Origin of the sequence: Nonomuraea sp. NPDC049400 (assembly GCF_044466425.1) — a bacterium.
Lineage (GTDB): Bacteria > Actinomycetota > Actinomycetes > Streptosporangiales > Streptosporangiaceae > Nonomuraea.
Genome location: NZ_JBITMP010000009.1, coordinates 67,464 through 84,503, shown reverse-complemented (window position 1 = coordinate 84,503; position 17,040 = coordinate 67,464). Strand labels below are relative to the sequence as shown.

Here is a 17,040-nt window from a genome sequence, read left to right as displayed (position 1 = left end):
TTCGCGTATCCAGCGAACCGGGGCACGAGGTCGCGGGCCACCAAGCAGGCCGCCGTTCTGGCAGGTGAGGATGGCCGCAGGAAATATGCGGATAACCTCATAGACGATCTCCCGAACGCCCGCGACGATGGGGGCCTATGAGTTCCAGGCTGGTGGCCGGGCTGCTGGCGACGATCGCGGCCGGGAGCATCGTGACCGGCACGTTGCTGGCGAGCAGGTGGCCTGTCCCGGCGACCGAGTGGATGTTCATCGTGCTCGGCCTGGTCCTGCCCGCGCTGGGCTGGTTGCTGGCGTTCAGGCGTCCGGAGGTCCGCTACGGCTGGCTGCTGCTGGCCGGCGGGTCATGCCTCGGGCTCGGCACGCTCGGCGTGGGGTTGTCGGTCCGCGGCGGCTATCCCGAGCTCCTGGTCACCCTGCTCGGCTGCATGTCCGCCGGATTCTACGGCCTGACCTGGATCTTCGTACCGCTGCTCTTCCCCGACGGGCGGCTGCCCTCGCGCCGGTGGCGGCCCGTCGCGTGGATCTCGGGCGTCGCCGTCGCCGCGCACTCCGCCGGGGTCGCCTGGATCGGCATCAGCCCGTACGGCATGGTGGACGTGTCCCCGGCGGCCGCTCTCCTGGCCGGTGGCGGGCAGTTCGTCACATGGATCATGGCGGCGATCGTGTTCTGCGGGCTCGTGGTCCGCTGGCGACGCAGCGAGCGGGCCGAGCGCGGGCAGTACGCCTGGATGGTCGGGGGCGTGGCCGCGACCATGGCCGGAGGCGTGCTGGTGTTCAGCTCCGGGATGGGGGTGTTCGGGCTGGCGGGGGTGATGATGTTGATCGGAGCGCTGCCGGCGGCCATCGGGGTGGCGCTCGTCCGGCACCGGCTGCTCGACATCAGGATCCGCATCAGGGGATCGCGGCTGCTCCTGATGTTCGACGTGCGCCCGACGGTGGGCGAGGTGCTGTCCGACCTCGGCACGGCGCTCGACGACGCGCCCGAGCCCGTGGAGCTGCTCGGCAGGCTGGCCGCGGCCGTGCGTACCGGTCTGGAGGTCAGGTGGGCGGCCGTGGCGCTCGCGGACGGCCGGCGCGTGGTCGCGGGCAAGGAGGAGGGCGCGGCGGTGCTGGCGGTGCCGGTGCGCGGGGGTCTCGGGCAGATCGAATGCGGCCCACCGCTCGTCACGGGCTCGCTGCCCGGCTCGTCGCCCCGCTCGCTGACCCGTGAGGACCGGCGGCTCCTTGAGGCCCTGGCCGTGCCCGCCGGCCTGGCCATCCAGAGCGCCGGGCTGGTCACCCGGCTGGTCAACGCGCAGGAGGCGGAGCGCCGTCGCATTGAGCGCAACATCCACGACGGCGTGCAGCAGCAGCTCGTCGCGCTCATCGCCGGGCTCGAGCTGGCCCGCGCCACGGGAGCGGGCCCCGACATGTTCGCCCACCTGCGCGAACAGGCCCGCCAGACGCTCGCCGACCTGCGCGAGCTGGCGGCCGGCATCCATCCGTCCGCGCTCAGCCAGGGCGGCCTGGTGGAGGCCGTGGAGGAGCGCTGCTCCCGCCTGCCCGTGCAGACCACGGTGACCGTTCCGCCCTCCTTGCGCTCCAGGCGGTTTACCGACGAGATCGAGGGCGCCATGTACTTCACCGTGAGCGAGGCGGTGGCCAACGCGCTCAAGCACGCGGCGGCCGCCACCATAGACGTACACCTGTCGCAGGCGGACGGGCGCCTGTGTGCCACGGTCGCCGACGACGGCACGGGCTTCGACCCGTCCGCCACGGATCGCAGAGGATTGGCGACGCTGTCCGACCGGCTGGACGCCCTCGGCGGCGGCCTGACCGTGGACAGCTCGCCGGGGAAGGGGACACGTTTGACCGCGTGGGTGCCGGCCGATGAATGACCTCGCGCGCATCCGTACGGTGGTGGCGGACGACCACTACCTGGTACGCGAGGGCACCCGTCAGTTGCTCGACACGTCCGGCGAGGTGACCGTCGTCGGCGCGGTGGGCGACGCCGACGAGCTCATGGACGCCGTCCGCCGCCTCGCCCCCGACGTCGTGATCACCGACATCCGCATGCCGGGCGGGGACTGGCGGCCCGGTTTCGAGGGCATAGACGCGGCCCACCGCATCCGCGCCGCCCACCCGGCGGTCGGGGTGGTGGTGCTCTCGCAGTTCTCGGACACCTTGTTCGCGTTCGAGCTGTTCAAGCACGGCACGGCGGGTTACGCGTATCTCCTCAAGGATCGGGTGGGGGACCTCGACGAGCTGCTGGGAGCGATCAGGGCGGTCGCCTCCGGCGGCTCGGTCATCGACCCGAAGGTGGTGGAGGGGCTCCTGGCCAGGCGCGACGTACGAGGGCAGCGGGAGGCCCTGACGGCGCGTGAGCGGGATGTGCTGAGGGAGATGGCGCACGGGCGCTCCAACTCGGCCATCGCCCGGGCCCTGCACCTGTCGATCTCGTCGGTGGAGAAGAACGTCAACGCCATCTTCACCAAGCTCGGCCTGGAGAACAGCGGCGACGTGCACAGACGGGTGGCCGCCGTGCTCGCCTACCTCGGGCCTGACGTGGCCTGAGCAGCCGTTCCAGAAATCGACCGACAGGCCCCTAGCCGGTCACCTCGGCCGGTTGAACGGCTCGATGTCCAGCTGCTCCGGCGTGGACAGCGGCCGCCACACGCGGAAGCCGGCCGTCGGCACGAAGCCGATCAGCTGCTTCTGCATGACCGGGCTCAGCCTGCTCCACTGGGGAACCAGGGAGATCAGCCCGTTGCGCAGCGCGACGTAGCCGCCGAACGACGCGGACGACTCGACGATCTGCCAGCCGGACTTCACCAGCGTCGCCGCCCACGCCGCCCCGGACGCGCCCTGCAGGAGGCCGGCCCCGAACTCCCACTTCGTCGCCGCCAGCCTCGTGCCGAGCAGCCTGGCCTTCCCGGCCGCACCGAGCGCGCCACCGACCGTGCCGAACGAGGCCGCGGCCGTGGAGATCCTGGCGGCCTGCGCGAACGACGTCAGGTTGAGGTTGAAGATGCTGTTGCCGGACAAGCCCTGCCCCAGCATCTCGGTGCCGATCACCGCGGGACCGAAGGCGATCTTCCACGTCTTCTTGAACGTGGCGAGGTTGGTGAGGAACTTCTGGGTGAAGATCTTGTCGAACTCCGCGCCCTTGCCGGCCAGACCGCGCGGCGCGACGTTCAGCCGGCCCAGCCTGGCCAGCCTGCTGATCTTGGGCAGGGCGCTGAGCGCCAGCCTGAGCGAGCGCATCATCAGGCCGAGCTTCTCCAGCAGCGTGACGCCCTGCCAGGCCACCTCCATGGCCCGCTTGTACTGCGCGATGGCCGAGAACCAGGCGGACACCATGGACAGCGCGTAACCGATCGCGATGGCCTCCAGGACCGCCCTGATGATCTCGATGACCGCTTCCCTGGTCTGGTGCGCGGCGTACGCGGCCTGCTCCAGGACCTCTGCGACCTTCTCGCTGCCCTCGATGACGTCATCGAGCACCTTCGTGTCGGCGACCTTGCGCCAGTGCCGCCTGAACTCGTTCGCCGCCGCGCCGCGCCACTCCTTGAGCGCGTTCATGACCGGGTCGATCCGGAGCATGTCCAGGTCCCGCGCGAGTTGCCGGTGGGCCTGCGCCGCGTCCTTGAGTCGCTGCTCGTCGCTGGCGTCGCCGAGGTTGGACACCGCGGCGATGAGGTTGATGACGAGGTCGCGCAGCGGGGTGAGGTCGAAGGTGTTCATCGCGGCTATTTGACCTTGTCGTAGTTGCGCTTGCTGGCTGCGATGCCCTCGGCTGCCTCCTTCATGGCCCTCTGCAGATCGTCCAGGTACGCGCAGACGTCGGCGTGGCGCTCGTGGTAGGCGTCGGCTAGATCGATCGTGCCGGACACCATCGCGAAGTTCCACGTGCTGAGATGGGCGTCTTGCTTGAAACGCTCGGCGATGATGCGCATCGCCTCGCCCTCGTCCAGATAGCCCTTCATGCCGTCCAGGAGCCCGGACGCCGAGTACGTCAACCCGTCTTCGCGATCCGCCACAAAAGCCCCCTCTGTCGCATCTGTCGCATTGGTGGCATATGTAGCATATTCACGGCCGCTCTCAGCGGGCTAGTGGGACATTTTTAACCTGGCGATTACATTTGAGATGGTCTCGCGCGCTGGAGCCGCGGCGCGGTGCGCGTGCGGGCGCCTGTCGTCAGCCCGTCTGCCCACAGCCAGGGATCAGCCGAAGACAGCTGGTGGAGGGACCGGGGTCAGGACCGGGTCGCCGTCCTTGATGGGGGAGGCGCCCGCGATGAAGTTCGTCAGCGCCTCCCCGTGCACGCATCGAGCCTGCGTGAGGCCGCCCGCGGCGCGTCGCGTCAGCAGGTCCACGGGCAGCGCCGTACGGGAGGCCGCCACGATCAGGTTGCCGAAGCGGCGGCCACGCATGATGCCCGGCTCCGCCAGCAGGGCCACGTGGCCGAACGTGCGCGTCACCGTGGCGAGCAGGCGCTTGGCGAAGGCGAGGCCCTTCCCGTCGGCCATGTTGATCAACAGGGTGCCGGACGGCCGGAGGACCCGGGCGAGGTCCCCCATGTACTCCAGTGTGGCCAGCTCCACGGGCATCGTCGCCCCGGTGAAGGCGTCGAGCACCACCAGGTCCGCCGATGCGTCCCAGATCTTGCCGGTGCCCTCCCTGCCGCCCTCCACGATGACCTTCAGCTTGGGCACCGACCGCAGGTCCAGCTGCTCGCGTACCAGATTGATCAGGAGACCGTCGGGCTCGATGACGATGTGGCGGGAGCCCCGGCGGGTGGCGGCGATGTAGCGGGGGATGGTGCAGGCGCCCCCGCCCACGTGTACGCAGCTCAGCGGCCCCTCAGGCAAAAGGTCGATCACATCCGCCATGAGTCGTACATACTCAAATTCCAGAAATGTCGGGTCTTGTAGATCAACGTACGACTGAGGTACGCCATCTTTGGACAGCACCCAGCCGTCCTGCCTGTCCAGATCCCGGAGCAGCTCGATCTCGCCGAACGTCACCGGATACAGGCCAGGCATCGGTTCCCGCTGTCCACGTGCCACGCTGATCCCCTCCTGGGAGAAACCGTATGCGACGACGAAGGCTGATTGTGCTCGTTATCGCTCTTGTCGCGGTAGTTGGGGCGGGTGCTTTCGCCGTCATGGCGTCGGACCGCGTCAAGGGCAGCGCTTCCCAGACCGCCGCGGCATACTTCGACGCTTGGCGCAAAGGTGACGTGTCTCGCATGGCGCGCCTGGCGTACCAGCCGCCCGCGGACTTCGCCGTCCGGCATTACCGGTTGACGGAGGACCTCCACGTCGAGTCCATCAAGCTGACTCCCGGGCAGTTGAAGAGCACGGGGGAGGGGGCGGCCGAGGTGCCGTTCGCGGGGGTGCGGCAGCTCGCCCAGTTCGGGGCGTGGCCGTTCGACAGCACATTGCGGCTCGGCGTACGGGATCGGGCCTGGAAGGTGTTATGGGCCCCGGAGACGCTGCACCCCCTGCTCAAGGACGGCGGCACGCTGGAGCTGGACGAGATCGACGCCGCGGCGGCCGAGCTGGTCACCAGCGAGGGCGACAGGATCCCGAACGACAGCTACGCGGACTCGTACCTCAACCAGCTCAAACCCGAGTTCGCGCAGGCCGGGCACGGCTGGGAGCTCGTCTCGAAGATCCCGGGACAGCCCGTCAGGCAGCTGATGACCCGTCAGCCCAAGGCGAACGTCGAGCGCACCACCCTGTCACGCAGCGTCCAGGCGGCCGCCGCCAGGGCGCTGGACGGGGTCGACGACTCCACGATCATCGCCATCCGGCCGAGCACCGGCGAGATCCTCGCGCTGGCCGACCGCCTCAAGGACAACTACAGCGCCGTACGCGACGTCTTCCCGCCCGGGTCCGTCTTCAAGACGATCACGGCGGCGGCGCTGCTCGCGAACGGGCTCGACCCGGCGGCCCAGGTCCAGTGCCCGGGCACGTACACGATCCCCTTCCACCGCCCTTTCGACAACGACGGCAAAGTGGACCGCGGCCTCGTCAGCTTCACCGACGCGTACGCCTACTCCTGCAACACGACGTTCGTCGAGCAGGCCACCACCAGGCTCACCGCGGACCAGCTCCGCGAGACGGCCGACGAGTGGGGATTCGGGCGGCCGATCGCGACCGGCATCGGCGGCACCTGCGGCACCATGCCGGACACCGACGACCAGGACGTGTTCGGGGCGGACGCCATCGGCCAGGGCCAGGTCGTCGCCACGCCGCTGTGCATGGCCGCGCTCGCCGCCGCCGTGCAGAGCGGCACCTGGCGCTCGCCCAGGCTGCTGTCGGAGTCGCAGGTACGCCGCATCGACGGCGCTCCGCACAAGGACGTGCCGATGGACGGGCAGGTCGTGGCGGCGCTCAGGGGCATGATGGCCGCCGTGGTCGATCACGGCACGGCCAGCGACATGGGGCTGCCGGAGGGCGTGGCGGGCAAGACAGGGACGGCCGAGGTGGATGACGGCGACGGGTCGCATGGGTGGTTCATCGGCTACCGGGACGATCTGGCCTTCTGCGTCTTCGTACGGCACGGCGGCTCGGGCCGCCAGGCCGCCGTCCCTGTCGCCGCCCGCTTCCTCAACGGCCTCTAGCGCGAGGCCTTTGTCACAGATACCAGCGTCATAACCTATGGTGGGCCGCGTTCAGCGGTCCGCCACAGGTAGCGAATTTCGCACCTACGGTACCGTAGGTTTCATGACGACCATCACCGTGAAGCCGAGGCTGCGAGGCTGGTTGCACACCGGAGCGCTGCCCGTGGCGCTGCTCGCGGGGTTCGTGCTCGTTGCCCTCGGCCCGACCCTGCAGGCGCGGCTGGCCGCCGCCGTTTACGCCATAACGTCCGGTTTGTTGTTCGGGATCTCGGCCACCTATCACCGGGGCACGCTGGGTCCGAGGTTGGCGGAGTTCCTGCGCCGGTTCGATCATGCGAACATCTATCTGATCATTGCCGGCACGTACACGCCCTTCGCCCTGCTGGCGCTGGACGGGGCGGCGCGGATCGCGGTGCTCTCCGTGATCTGGGGCGGGGCCATGGCCGGGGTGCTGTTCCGGGTGCTCTGGATGGGCGCGCCGCGCTGGCTCTACACCGTGCTCTATCTGGCGCTGGGCTGGACGGCGATCTTCGTCATGCCGCAGTTGCTGCAGGGCGCGGGCGTGGCCGCCGTCGTGCTGGTGGCCGTCGGCGGCGTCTTCTATTCGGCCGGAGCCATCGTGTACGGCCTGCGCCGCCCGGACCCGTCGCCCCGGTGGTTCGGCTTCCACGAGGTCTTCCACGCGTTCACCGTCGCCGCGTACCTGGTGCAGTACATCGCGGTGTCGATTGTGGTTTATTCGCACATGTGAATCTCGGGACAGAGCAGTACATCTCGGTGACGACGTACCGCAGGGACGGCACGCCTGTCGCCACCCCGGTGTGGGCCGCGCAGGACGGAGACGCGGTGGTCATCTGGACTGTCGCCGACTCGGGGAAGGTCAAGCGCATCAGGAACAACCCGGAGGTCAGCGTGGCGGGGTGCGACTTCAGGGGCAATCTCAGGACCGAGCCGGTCAAGGGGCGGGCCGTGGTGCTGGACGCCGCGGAGACCGAGCGCGTGCGCGGGTTGCTGCGGCGCAAGTACGGGCTCATGGGGCGGATCACCCTGCTCGGCAGCAAGCTCCGCAGGGGGAGCACCGGCACCGTGGGAGTCCGCATCACCGACATTTGACCCCGTGCTGGTCTGTTTCCGGGCACTGCTCGGAAAGCAGATCAGCATGGGAGATATCGCTCGATCGTGGTGGCTGCTGCTCCTGCGCGGCCTCGCGGCCATTCTGTTCGGTTTCCTGGCGCTCATCTGGCCCGGGATCACGCTGTTCGTGCTGGTGATCTTCTTCGGTGCGTATGCGCTGGTGAGTGGAGTGTTCGAGCTGTTCGCCGGGTTCCGGCACGGGGCGAGGTCGAGGGCCTGGCTCATCATTTCTGGAATTATCGGCATATTGATCGGCATAGCGACGTTCGTCTGGCCGGCCATCACCTCCCTCGCCCTGCTTTACCTCGTGGCCTTCTGGGCCATCGTCACCGGCGTTCTGGAGATCGTCGCCGGGATCCAGCTGCGCAAGGTCATCGACAAGGAGTGGATGCTCATCGTCGGCGGCATCCTCTCGGCGATCTTCGGTGTCCTGCTGCTCATCTGGCCTGGCGCGGGCCTGCTCAGCCTCGTCTGGCTGGTCGGCGTCTTCGCGATCCTGCACGGCATCGCCGAGATCGCCCTGGCCTTGCGTGTGAAGAACTTCACTCCTGGGGTAGGTATCCCGTAAATTTTATGTAGATGCCCGCCTTTCACAAGAGGAACATAAGCTGTTCGACGCACGTGGAGTCGCCATGGACGTACACGCCCGCCTTGCCCGCCACCTGCTCGTCGATGGATACCGCCTCGTGCTCGACCTGGAGCTCAGCCGTGGCTCCTGGCTGGTCGACGCCCGAAACGGCCGCCGTTACCTGGACTTCTACACGTTCTTCGCCTCAGCGCCGCTCGGCGTGAACCCGCCCTTCGACCCCGACTTCGCCCACCTGCTCGGCCAGGTCGCCCGGAACAAACCGGCTAACCCCGACATCTACACCGAGCACCTTGCGGACTTCGTCGAAACCTTCGTGCGGGTGCTGGGCGATCCGGCGCTGCCGCACCTGTTCTTCGTCGAGGGCGGCGCGCTGGCCGTCGAGAACGCCCTCAAGACCGCCTTCGACTGGAAGAGCCGCCGCAACGAGGCCGCCGGCCGCTCGCGCGACCTGGGCACCAAGGTTCTGCACCTGACGAAGGCCTTCCACGGCCGCAGCGGCTACACCCTGAGCCTGACCAACACCGAGCCGGGCAAGACCGACCGCTTCCCCAAGTTCGACTGGCCGCGGATCGACGTGCCCGCCATCCACTTCGGCGACGTCGAGGCGGCCGAGGAACGTGCGCTGGCGCAGGCGCGTGCGGCGTTCGAGCGGAATCCGCATGACATCGCCTGTTTCATCGCCGAGCCCATCCAGGGCGAGGGCGGCGACAACCACATGCGGCCCGAGTTCCTGCAGGCCATGCAGCACATGTGCCACGAGTACGACGCCCTGTTCATCCTCGACGAGGTCCAGACGGGCGGCGGCACGACCGGCACGCCGTGGGCGTACCAGCAGCTGGGTCTTGCTCCGGATGTGGTGGCGTTCGCGAAGAAGATCCAGGTGGGCGGGATCATGGCGGGGCGCAGGGTCGACCTGGTGCCGGACAACGTGTTCCAGCAGAGCGGGCGCATCAACTCCACGTGGGGCGGCGGCCTGGTGGACATGGTCCGCAGCCGGGGCATCCTGGAGATCGTCGAGCGCGACGGCCTGATCGCCCGAGCCGGCACGCTCGGCACCGCGCTGCTCGACGGCCTCACCAAGCTGGAGGCCGAGCGCCCGGAGCTGGCCTCCAACGTCCGTGGCAGGGGCCTGATGTGCGCGTTCGACCTGCCGGACCAGGCCACGCGCGACGCGCTGGTGACCCGGCTCAGGGAGGATCACGGGGTGCTGGTGCTGCCCTGCGGTCCCCGTTCGGTACGCGTGCGCCCGGCGTTGAACATCCCGGAGGCCGATGTCGACCACGGCCTGCAGGCGATGTCGGAGGCGCTCACTGAGTGACGCTGGTGGCCGCGCGGCGGGGGCCGAAGTAGCGCCAGAAGAAGTTGAGCAGCACGGTCATGCGGTTGCGGCCGCCCAGCAGGTATGCCAGATGCACGAAGATCCACACCAGCCAGGCGGGCAGCCCGTGCACGGTGAGCCCGTTGGACAGCTGCAACACGGCCTCCGCCTTGCCCACGGTGGCCATGATGCCTGGATCGCGATATGAGAACCCCTCCAGCGGCCGCCCCTGCGCGGCCGCGAGGATCTGCGTGGCCACATGCTTGCCCATCTGCATCGCCGGCTGGGCGAGCTGTGGCAGCGGGTTGGGCGGCCCGGCCAGGTCTCCGGCCACGAAGATCTCGGGATGCTCGGGCACGTTCAGCGCCTCCGTGACCCTGATCCTGCCGCCCTTGCTCTGCGGCAGGCCCCAGCTGCCCACCTGCTTGGGGGCGGCGACGCCGAGCGCCCATACGGTCACGTCGCTCGGCAGCCGCGTGCCGTCGGCCAGCACCACCGCGTCCGGCTCGACGGACGCCACCGTGGCGCCCAGCCGCAGTCGCACCCCACGCCGGCGCAGCGCCCGCGCCGCCGTGTCCCGCAGCCTCGGCTTGTACGGCGCCAGCACGTAGTCGAACCGCTCCACCAGCGTCACGCTGGTCTGGTCAGGGCGGATCTCGGGATGAGTCAGCGGCAACGTGCGCCGCCGCAGCTCGGCCAGCGTGCCGGCCATCTCGACCCCGGTCGCGCCCGCGCCGACCACCACGACGTGCATGCTCTTGCGCCGGCCCGACGCGGTGTCCTCCAGGTGGTGCTGGAACCGGCGGCGCAACGTCGCCGCGTCCCTGAGCGAGTAGATCGGCAGCGCGTTCTCCCGCGCGCCCTCGATGCCGAGCCAGTTGGTGGTGACGCCGGTGCCCAGCACGAGGTAGTCGTAGTCGACCACGCTGCCGTCATCGAGCTCCACGCGCCGCTCGGCCGGGAGGATCTTGCTCAGGGCGGCCCGGCGTGTCCGCACGTTCGGCCACTTGGCGGCGAACGTGCGGATGGGGTACGACACGTCCCCGCTGCCCAGGCTGGCGGTGGACACCTGGTAGAGGAGCGGTTGGAAGGTCGCGTACGGGTTGCGGTCGACGAGCGTCACCAGCGCCCCCGCCTTGGCCAGCTCCTTGGTGGCGGCCAGCCCGGCGAACCCCGCCCCCACCACCACGACTCGCGGTCTCTGCACCATGTCAAGGTCCATGGCCTGGTCGGCGCCTCTTAAACCAGCGTGCGACCTTCTTGCCTAAAAGGCATTTTTGCCCTTTCGGCAAGATCTGTTACGGTGACGCCATGCAGACCAGCAACGGGTTGCGCGAACGCAAGAAGCGGGAGACCCGAGTCGCCTTGAGTCTCGCCACGATCCGCCTGTGCGTCGAGCGCGGCTGGGACAACGTCACCATCGAGGACATCGCGGCAGCGGCCAACGTGTCCGTGCGCACCTTCCGTAACTACTTCTCGAACAAGGCTGAGGCCATCGCCGCCGCCCACGTCGAGCGCACGCTGCGGATCGCGGACGAGATCCGCGCCAGTCCGCCCGGCGAACCCCTGTGGGAGTCGGTCGTGGCCGCGGTGCGGGCGAACTTCGCACCGGGCGACAGCACGGGAGCCGAGTTCGGGCGCTGGCGGGACGGGGTCGGGCTCATGCTGGCCGAGCCGGCGCTGCAGGGCGAGGTGCTCAAGGCGAACGCGGTCGCCCAGGACGAGCTGGCCAGGGCGATCGCCGAGCGCACGGGCACCGATCCCGCGCAGGACGTCTACCCGAAACTGGTCGCCGCGGTGATCGGCGCCGGCAGCGCCGTGGCCATCGAGCACTGCCTGCGCGCCGAGCGGCCAGAACCGCTCGACCAGGTGCTGCGCGAGGTGTTCGACCGGCTCGCCGCGGGTCTTCCCATCCCGTCCGACACAGGAGAACACCGTGATCACTGACGTCGTCATCGCCGGCGGTGGCCCCAACGGGCTCATGCTGGCCTGCGAGCTGACCCTCGCGGGAGTCCGCCCCATCGTGCTGGAACGCCTGGCCGCGCCCAGCACGGAGCCCAAGGCGAACGGCCTGCTCGGCCAGGTGGTGAGGTTGGCCGACCGCCGGGGGCTCCACGAACGCCTCAGCGGCATGCAGGGACCGCCGCAGCCGAATTCCGCGTACTTCATGTTCGCCGCGATGGGTCTGGACCTGAGCGTGCTGGCGGACAGCCCGATCTACGGCCTGGCGGTGCCGCAGCTCCGCATCGTGCAGGTGCTGGAGGAGCGCGCCCGCGAGCTCGGCGTGGAGATCCGGCGGGAGCACGAGGTCACCGGCCTGGCGCAGGACGACGACTCGGTCACGGTGGACGTCTCGGGGCCGGACGGGACGTACCGGCTGCGCGCCCGTTACCTGGTCGGCGCGGACGGGGCGCACAGCATCACGCGCAAGCTGGCCGGCATCGGCTTCCCCGGCGTCACCTACGACCGGACGACCGTCCGGTCGGCGCACGCGACCGTTCCCGCGGAGTGGGTGGACCCGGCCACCGGCGCGCTGAACGTCCCCGGCTACGGGACCGTCCCGCCGTTCCTGCCGCACCGCACCGAGCGCGGCGGGTTCTCGTACGCGCCCTTCCCCGGCCACCCGCCGCTGATCAACACCACCGAGTGGGACCAGCCGGAGCCCGAAGTCCCGATGAGCCTGGAGGAGTTGCGGGAGAGCATCGGCCGGGTGCTCGGCGTGGACGTGCCGCTCGGCCCGCCCGCCGGCGAGGGGCCGCACGTGCTGCGCCGGCTGACCCGCGGCAACACGCGGATGGCCGAACGGTTCTTCGACCGGCGCGTGTTCCTGGTCGGGGACGCCGCCCACGTGTACGCCGCCACGGGCGGCGGCCCCGGGCTCAACCTCGGGCTGCAGGACGCGGTCAACCTCGGCTGGAAGCTCGCCGCCGAGATCGCCGGCCGTGCCCCTGCCGGGCTGCTGGACAGCTACGAGACCGAGCGCAGGCAGGCGGCGAGCCGCATGATCATGAACGCCCAGGCGCAGTCCGCGCTGATCGGGCCGGGCAGCGACGTCACCGCGCTGCGCGAGCTGTTCACCGAGCTGCTCGGCCACCGGGACAACGTCCAGCACCTCGCCGAGCTCATCGCGGGCGCCGACGTCCGCTACGACATGGGGGAGGCGGGCGCGCACCCGCTCGTCGGCCGGTTCGCGCCGGACATGTCGCTGCTCACCCCGGACGGTTCCGTCCGGCTCGCGGAGCTGACCCGGAACGCGCGGCCCCTGCTCCTGGACCTGACCGAGTCCGGGCAGCTGTCGGGAACGTTGTCCGGACGGCACGAGACGGCCGTGGACCTCGTGACGGCCCGCCCCGAGCCTCCTGCGCCCGGTGCCACCGCCCTCCTCCTCCGGCCGGACTCCTACGTGGCCTGGGCGTCGTCCTCGCCCCGCCCGGAACCCGAGGAACTGAAGGCCCTCCAATCAGCCCTGGAACGCTGGTTCGGCTGACCCAACCCCCTATTCCACGGCCACCACCGGGCGTGCGCATATCGCCCCTCATGCGCACCGACGCCCCCAAAGGCGCCGCGACGGGGGGACGTCACACAGCCGAGGCAGGCGCCCCGGGGACGCGTGGGCGTGGCGGCGCGGCGAGACCCCTCGGCACACGGAAGCAGACCGGCGGAGCGGCTCGTGTCTCGGGGACGGACCGCTGCGCCGGGTGGGGCGATCCGGGGTCACTCCTGGCGGGACAGCCACAGCCCGATGGCGGTGACCCGGGAGTCCACGCCCAGCTTGGCGTAGATGCGGTTGACGTGGTTCTTGACCGTTTTCTCGCTGAGGAACAGCCGTTGCGCGATCTGGCCGTTGGACTGGCCGGTCGCGATCAGGTCCATGACCTCGGCTTCGCGCTTGCTCAGCGACGTGAACACGCTATCGAACGCTGCGTCGTCGACTCTCATCCGGCCTCCGGGGGCGCGCAGACGGTCAGATCGCCGATGGCCCCCGTGCTTCCGGCGTGAGCGGTAGACAGCGAGCATAACTCGCATTGTCGTGTTTTGGGGCCATTGTCGGGAGAAAACGCCAACGGCCGGTCCTGAAGGACCGGCCGTTGCACCTGGGGTGAGTGAAGGGACTTGAACCCTCGACATCCAGGACCACAACCTGGCGCTCTGCCAACTGAGCTACACCCACCATGAACCGCCCTCGCGTGGCGGCACAGGAAAAGTGTAGCGGGAATCGGGAGTCTTTACGCCACTCCTTTAGCCGCTGACATGCTCTGCCAGCGATCTCGCGGTCGCCGAGTCGGGTCCCGGCTGCGCCACGAAGATCGCCGCGCGGTAGTAACGCAGCTCCCTGATGCTCTCCGTGATGTCCGCCAGCGCCCGGTGTCCGCCCTGCTTCTCCGGCGCGGCGAAGTAGACCCGCGGGTACCAGCGGCGGACCAGCTCCTTGATCGACGAGACGTCGATCATCCGGTAGTGCAGATAGCCATCGACCCCCGGCATGTCACGCGAGATGAACGTGCGGTCGGTGCCGATCGAGTTGCCGCACAGCGGCGCCTTCTTCGGCTCGGGGATGTGGCGGCGGATGTAGTCGAGCACGAGCGACTCGGCCTCCGACAGCGTCACCCCACCGCCCAGCTCGGGCAGCAGCCCAGAGGCCGTGTGCATCTCGCGCACGATCTCCGACATCTGCTCCAGCGACTCCGGCGGCGGCTTGATGACCACGTCGACGCCCTCGTCCAGCTGATTGAGCTCGCTGTCGGTGATGACGCACGCCACCTCGATGAGCGCGTCGCGGCTCAGGTCGAGCCCGGTCATCTCGCAGTCGATCCAAACCAGCAAGTCACTCATTCGATCTCCTCGCCCAGCGGCTCGGAGCAATCCGCCCGCTTGTTACCCCACCAGCCTAGTGCCACCGGTCAGGCGGGCTTGAGCGAGCTGAGAACCTTGCCGAGCACGTCGGTCCCCAGATTGTCAGGTACGGACGCGTACACGATGGCAGGTCGCTCGCCCTCGCCGCGATCGATCAGCACGACCGCGCCGTTCTCCTTCTTCCACTTGTAGCCCTTCTCCTGCGAGACCTTCGAGAAGTCGAGCTCGAACTGCAGCACCCACGCGTCCTTGCCGCCGACCTTCATCGCCTTGTCCTGCACGACCTTGGTCTCGTGGGGGAGCTGGTAGTACCTGGTGGTGAAGTCGACGAAGACCGCCTTGGCCGTCTCGCCCAGCCCCGAGGCGCCGGTGTAGGGGTAGAGCTCGTTGAGCAGCCCCGTGTAGACGTTGCCGACCCAGTCGCCCTCGCCGTCGTACTTCTCCTGCGAGGTGGCCTGCACCCCGCTCGACCACGTCTGCTGGGTCGGGTCCGTGCCGTTGATCTCGTTGGACGGGGGCACCTTCCAGTTAGCGGGCACCTCGAAGGAGAGGCCGGCCTGCGCGTCGGTGATGCGCCCGTCGACCGGCTGCGGCAGCTCGACGGCGCCCTGGGTGGGCGGCGGGTTGGACGGCGGCTCGTTGCTGGGAGGCGGCTGCTGCTCGAACGTGTCCGTCGGAGTCGGCAAGGCGGTCACCGAGCTGTACCCGTTGATGAAGAAGATGCCGGCCACCACGATCAGCGCGACCACCACCAGCGCGGCCAGCCCCCCGAACACCCACGGCAGCGGATTGCCCTGCTTGGGCGGCGGGCCGTAGCCGGGACCCTGCAGGGGAGCGCCCGGCCACTGGGCGGTCGGCGCGGGCTGGCCGTAAGCCGACTGGCCGAAGGTCGGCTGGCCGAACTGGAGCGTGGGGTTCGCGGGCGTCGCCGACCAGTTGGGGCCCGACTGCGGCCCCGAGCCCGGCTGCTGCTGGGGCTGGGGCTGGGGTGGAGGCTGGGGTCCGGAGCCGGGCTGGGGCTGGCCCTGCCCCGGCTGCTGCGCGTGGACGGCGTCGGTCCACTGGTTGCCGTCCCACCAGCGGAGCTGGGGCTCTCCGTAGGGGTCCGGGTACCAGCCCGCGGGGGTCTGCGTGGTCATGCTGGCCAGATTAGTAAGAACCGCTTTGATATGCATTGCTGGGACGGCATCAACACTTGTACGTGAAGCTGGCCTTGTCCGTGCGCACCGGGCCGGGCGTCAGGATCCGCAGCGTGGCGGTGGCTTTGACGTTGCTCTTGCCCTGCAACGTCCACCTGAACGGCACCTGGTACGTCGTCTGATCCGACTTGGTGCGCAGAGTTCCCTTGACGACCTCCTTGTCCAGATTCTTGCGCCATTCGTAGGTGATCTCGCCGGGCGCCCCGTTGGTGACGACCGTGCCGCTGATCAGGACGGCCTTGCCGCAGCCCTGGGTCTTCTTCGGCGCCACCACGTCGATCGACATGACCGCCAGCTCCGGCGAGTTGCCCGCGTAGAACCAGGCCAGAACCGCCCCCGCCATGATGGCGGCGAAGACGGCCGAGGAGATGATCGTGCGCCGCCGCCGTGCCCGCGAGGCCCTCGTCAGCCTGGTCGCGGGGCGGTGCTCGGTGGCGGCCTGGTCGCGCCCGGCCCGCCAGATTCGCTCGGCCGTCGTCTCCGGCCGCTGCACCTGCGTGCCCACCCCCGGCCCGAACTGCACGGACCCCGAGGACCGGCCGGGGACGTGCAGCAGCGTGACGATGTCGCCCTCGTCCCTCGGCGGCAGGACGGGCGGCTGCGCGTACGACCGCGCCTGCGCGAACGCCGAGCGCCCCCGAGCGGCCTGCGCCAGCCCGTCCCGGCCGGCCGCCTCGCCGGTCAACACATCGCGGGCGGCGGCCAGGCCCAGGGTGCCGGCCGTGGCCGCGGCACGTTCCAGCAGCTCGGCGAGGCGCGCGTGGCCCTGCCCGAGCGAGGCGGCCAGCCCGCGTGCCAGCGACGCCCAGCCGGCCGCGTCCCGCTCACGTGGGGAGGCCTGGCCGCGGATGGCGTCGGACAGACCGCGCTCGGAGAGCAGCGCGGCGCCCTCCGCCGTGATCACCACGGTGCCCGGGTGAACCGAGCCGTGGGTGACCTGCGCCGTGTTCAGCGCGAGCAAGGTCTGAGCGGTCTCCATCAGCACGGACACCGCGCCGGGCGGGTCGATCGGCCCGGTGGCGAGCAGCTCGGACAGCGTGGGGCTGACCGCCTGCGCGGTGAGCAGCCACACCTGGTCGCCCGCCGCCACCACGTCGGCCACCGGGATCAGCCCGGTCAGCCCGCCCAGCACGAGCCGCTGGTCGGTCATGACCGCGTGCACCACGCGGTCGCGCACGCCGGGCAGAGCGATGATCTTCGGATCGAACAGCAGCGCCCCCGCCCTGCGGCCGTCGGGTGAGATGGCGTCGATCCAGTTGCCGAGCTCGGTCATCCAGGTGTGCTCGGTGAGCCGGAATCCGGCGATACCGTGTGCAGCGTTGCTCATCGCCGTCCC

The 17,040-nt window shown here is 69.8% G+C and carries 17 protein-coding genes and 1 tRNA gene; 9 read left to right on the top strand and 9 right to left on the bottom strand.

Features of this window, described 5'->3' with window-relative positions:
- Nucleotides 1-137 precede the first annotated feature (137 nt).
- Nucleotides 138-1,877, top strand: coding sequence for a sensor histidine kinase (locus ACIBVN_RS15735; RefSeq protein ID WP_397136789.1), 1,740 nt, complete (start codon nucleotides 138-140; stop codon nucleotides 1,875-1,877).
- Entirely contained in the window at nucleotides 1,870-2,553 is a 684-nt protein-coding gene (locus tag ACIBVN_RS15730; protein ID WP_397136787.1) for a response regulator, read from the top strand. The genes ACIBVN_RS15735 and ACIBVN_RS15730 overlap by 8 nt, the downstream gene beginning before the upstream one ends.
- A gap of 39 nt (nucleotides 2,554-2,592) precedes the next feature.
- Here ACIBVN_RS15730 and ACIBVN_RS15725 read toward each other — a convergent pair whose 3' ends face one another.
- The 3 genes from ACIBVN_RS15725 to ACIBVN_RS15715 form a co-directional block, all read right to left on the bottom strand.
- Entirely contained in the window at nucleotides 2,593-3,723 is a 1,131-nt protein-coding gene (locus ACIBVN_RS15725; RefSeq protein ID WP_397136785.1) for a hypothetical protein, read from the bottom strand.
- Nucleotides 3,724-3,728: 5 nt separating this feature from the next.
- Nucleotides 3,729-4,019: a hypothetical protein gene (locus ACIBVN_RS15720; protein ID WP_397136783.1), complete on the bottom strand. Its 291-nt coding sequence runs from the start codon at nucleotides 4,017-4,019 to the stop codon at nucleotides 3,729-3,731.
- Nucleotides 4,020-4,202: 183 nt separating this feature from the next.
- Nucleotides 4,203-5,048, bottom strand: a complete 846-nt coding sequence (locus ACIBVN_RS15715) for a spermidine synthase (protein ID WP_397136781.1) — start codon at nucleotides 5,046-5,048, stop codon at nucleotides 4,203-4,205.
- A 26-nt stretch (nucleotides 5,049-5,074) separates the two neighbouring features.
- On the opposite strand from ACIBVN_RS15715, the gene ACIBVN_RS15710 reads away from it, so the two are divergent.
- The 5 genes from ACIBVN_RS15710 (at nucleotide 5,075) to lat (ending at nucleotide 9,651) form a co-directional block, all read left to right on the top strand.
- A complete protein-coding gene (locus tag ACIBVN_RS15710; RefSeq protein WP_397136779.1) occupies nucleotides 5,075-6,610 on the top strand; it encodes a penicillin-binding transpeptidase domain-containing protein in 1,536 nt (511 codons plus the stop codon).
- A 103-nt stretch (nucleotides 6,611-6,713) separates the two neighbouring features.
- The gene (locus tag ACIBVN_RS15705; RefSeq protein WP_397136777.1) at nucleotides 6,714-7,361 is read left to right on the top strand and encodes a hemolysin III family protein; all 648 of its coding nucleotides are present in this window, start codon (nucleotides 6,714-6,716) and stop codon (nucleotides 7,359-7,361) included.
- Complete coding sequence (locus tag ACIBVN_RS15700; protein WP_397136775.1) at nucleotides 7,358-7,723, top strand: PPOX class F420-dependent oxidoreductase; 366 nt, start codon at nucleotides 7,358-7,360, stop codon at nucleotides 7,721-7,723. The genes ACIBVN_RS15705 and ACIBVN_RS15700 overlap by 4 nt, the downstream gene beginning before the upstream one ends.
- A 46-nt stretch (nucleotides 7,724-7,769) precedes the next feature.
- Nucleotides 7,770-8,312 carry an HdeD family acid-resistance protein gene (locus ACIBVN_RS15695; protein ID WP_397136773.1) on the top strand — a complete coding sequence of 181 codons (543 nt, stop codon included), beginning with the start codon at nucleotides 7,770-7,772 and terminating at the stop codon, nucleotides 8,310-8,312.
- A 64-nt stretch (nucleotides 8,313-8,376) separates the two neighbouring features.
- Complete coding sequence (gene lat, locus ACIBVN_RS15690; RefSeq protein WP_397136771.1) at nucleotides 8,377-9,651, top strand: L-lysine 6-transaminase; 1,275 nt, start codon at nucleotides 8,377-8,379, stop codon at nucleotides 9,649-9,651.
- Here the strand turns inward: lat and ACIBVN_RS15685 are convergent.
- Nucleotides 9,641-10,861: an NAD(P)/FAD-dependent oxidoreductase gene (locus tag ACIBVN_RS15685; protein WP_397136769.1), complete on the bottom strand. Its 1,221-nt coding sequence runs from the start codon at nucleotides 10,859-10,861 to the stop codon at nucleotides 9,641-9,643. The two genes, lat and ACIBVN_RS15685, sit on opposite strands and share 11 nt — an antisense overlap.
- 101 nt (nucleotides 10,862-10,962) lie before the next feature.
- Between ACIBVN_RS15685 and ACIBVN_RS15680 the strand changes: the two genes are divergently transcribed.
- Entirely contained in the window at nucleotides 10,963-11,598 is a 636-nt protein-coding gene (locus ACIBVN_RS15680) for a TetR family transcriptional regulator (RefSeq protein ID WP_397136767.1), read from the top strand.
- Complete coding sequence (locus tag ACIBVN_RS15675) at nucleotides 11,588-13,138, top strand: FAD-dependent monooxygenase (protein ID WP_397136765.1); 1,551 nt, start codon at nucleotides 11,588-11,590, stop codon at nucleotides 13,136-13,138. Before ACIBVN_RS15680 ends, ACIBVN_RS15675 begins: the two co-directional genes overlap by 11 nt.
- 227 nt (nucleotides 13,139-13,365) lie before the next feature.
- Here the strand turns inward: ACIBVN_RS15675 and ACIBVN_RS15670 are convergent, their stop codons facing one another.
- The 5 genes from ACIBVN_RS15670 to ACIBVN_RS15650 form a co-directional block, all read right to left on the bottom strand.
- Nucleotides 13,366-13,590, bottom strand: a complete 225-nt coding sequence (locus tag ACIBVN_RS15670; RefSeq protein WP_344990895.1) for a helix-turn-helix transcriptional regulator — start codon at nucleotides 13,588-13,590, stop codon at nucleotides 13,366-13,368.
- A gap of 156 nt (nucleotides 13,591-13,746) precedes the next feature.
- Nucleotides 13,747-13,822, bottom strand: a tRNA-His gene (locus ACIBVN_RS15665).
- Nucleotides 13,823-13,890: 68 nt separating this feature from the next.
- Nucleotides 13,891-14,484 carry an oligoribonuclease gene (gene orn, locus ACIBVN_RS15660; RefSeq protein ID WP_397136763.1) on the bottom strand — a complete coding sequence of 198 codons (594 nt, stop codon included), beginning with the start codon at nucleotides 14,482-14,484 and terminating at the stop codon, nucleotides 13,891-13,893.
- 68 nt (nucleotides 14,485-14,552) lie between these two features.
- Nucleotides 14,553-15,644, bottom strand: a complete 1,092-nt coding sequence (locus ACIBVN_RS15655) for a DUF2510 domain-containing protein (RefSeq protein WP_397136761.1) — start codon at nucleotides 15,642-15,644, stop codon at nucleotides 14,553-14,555.
- A 49-nt stretch (nucleotides 15,645-15,693) separates the two neighbouring features.
- Nucleotides 15,694-17,031 carry a hypothetical protein gene (locus tag ACIBVN_RS15650; RefSeq protein WP_397136759.1) on the bottom strand — a complete coding sequence of 446 codons (1,338 nt, stop codon included), beginning with the start codon at nucleotides 17,029-17,031 and terminating at the stop codon, nucleotides 15,694-15,696.
- Between the last annotated feature and the right edge of the window lie 9 nt (nucleotides 17,032-17,040).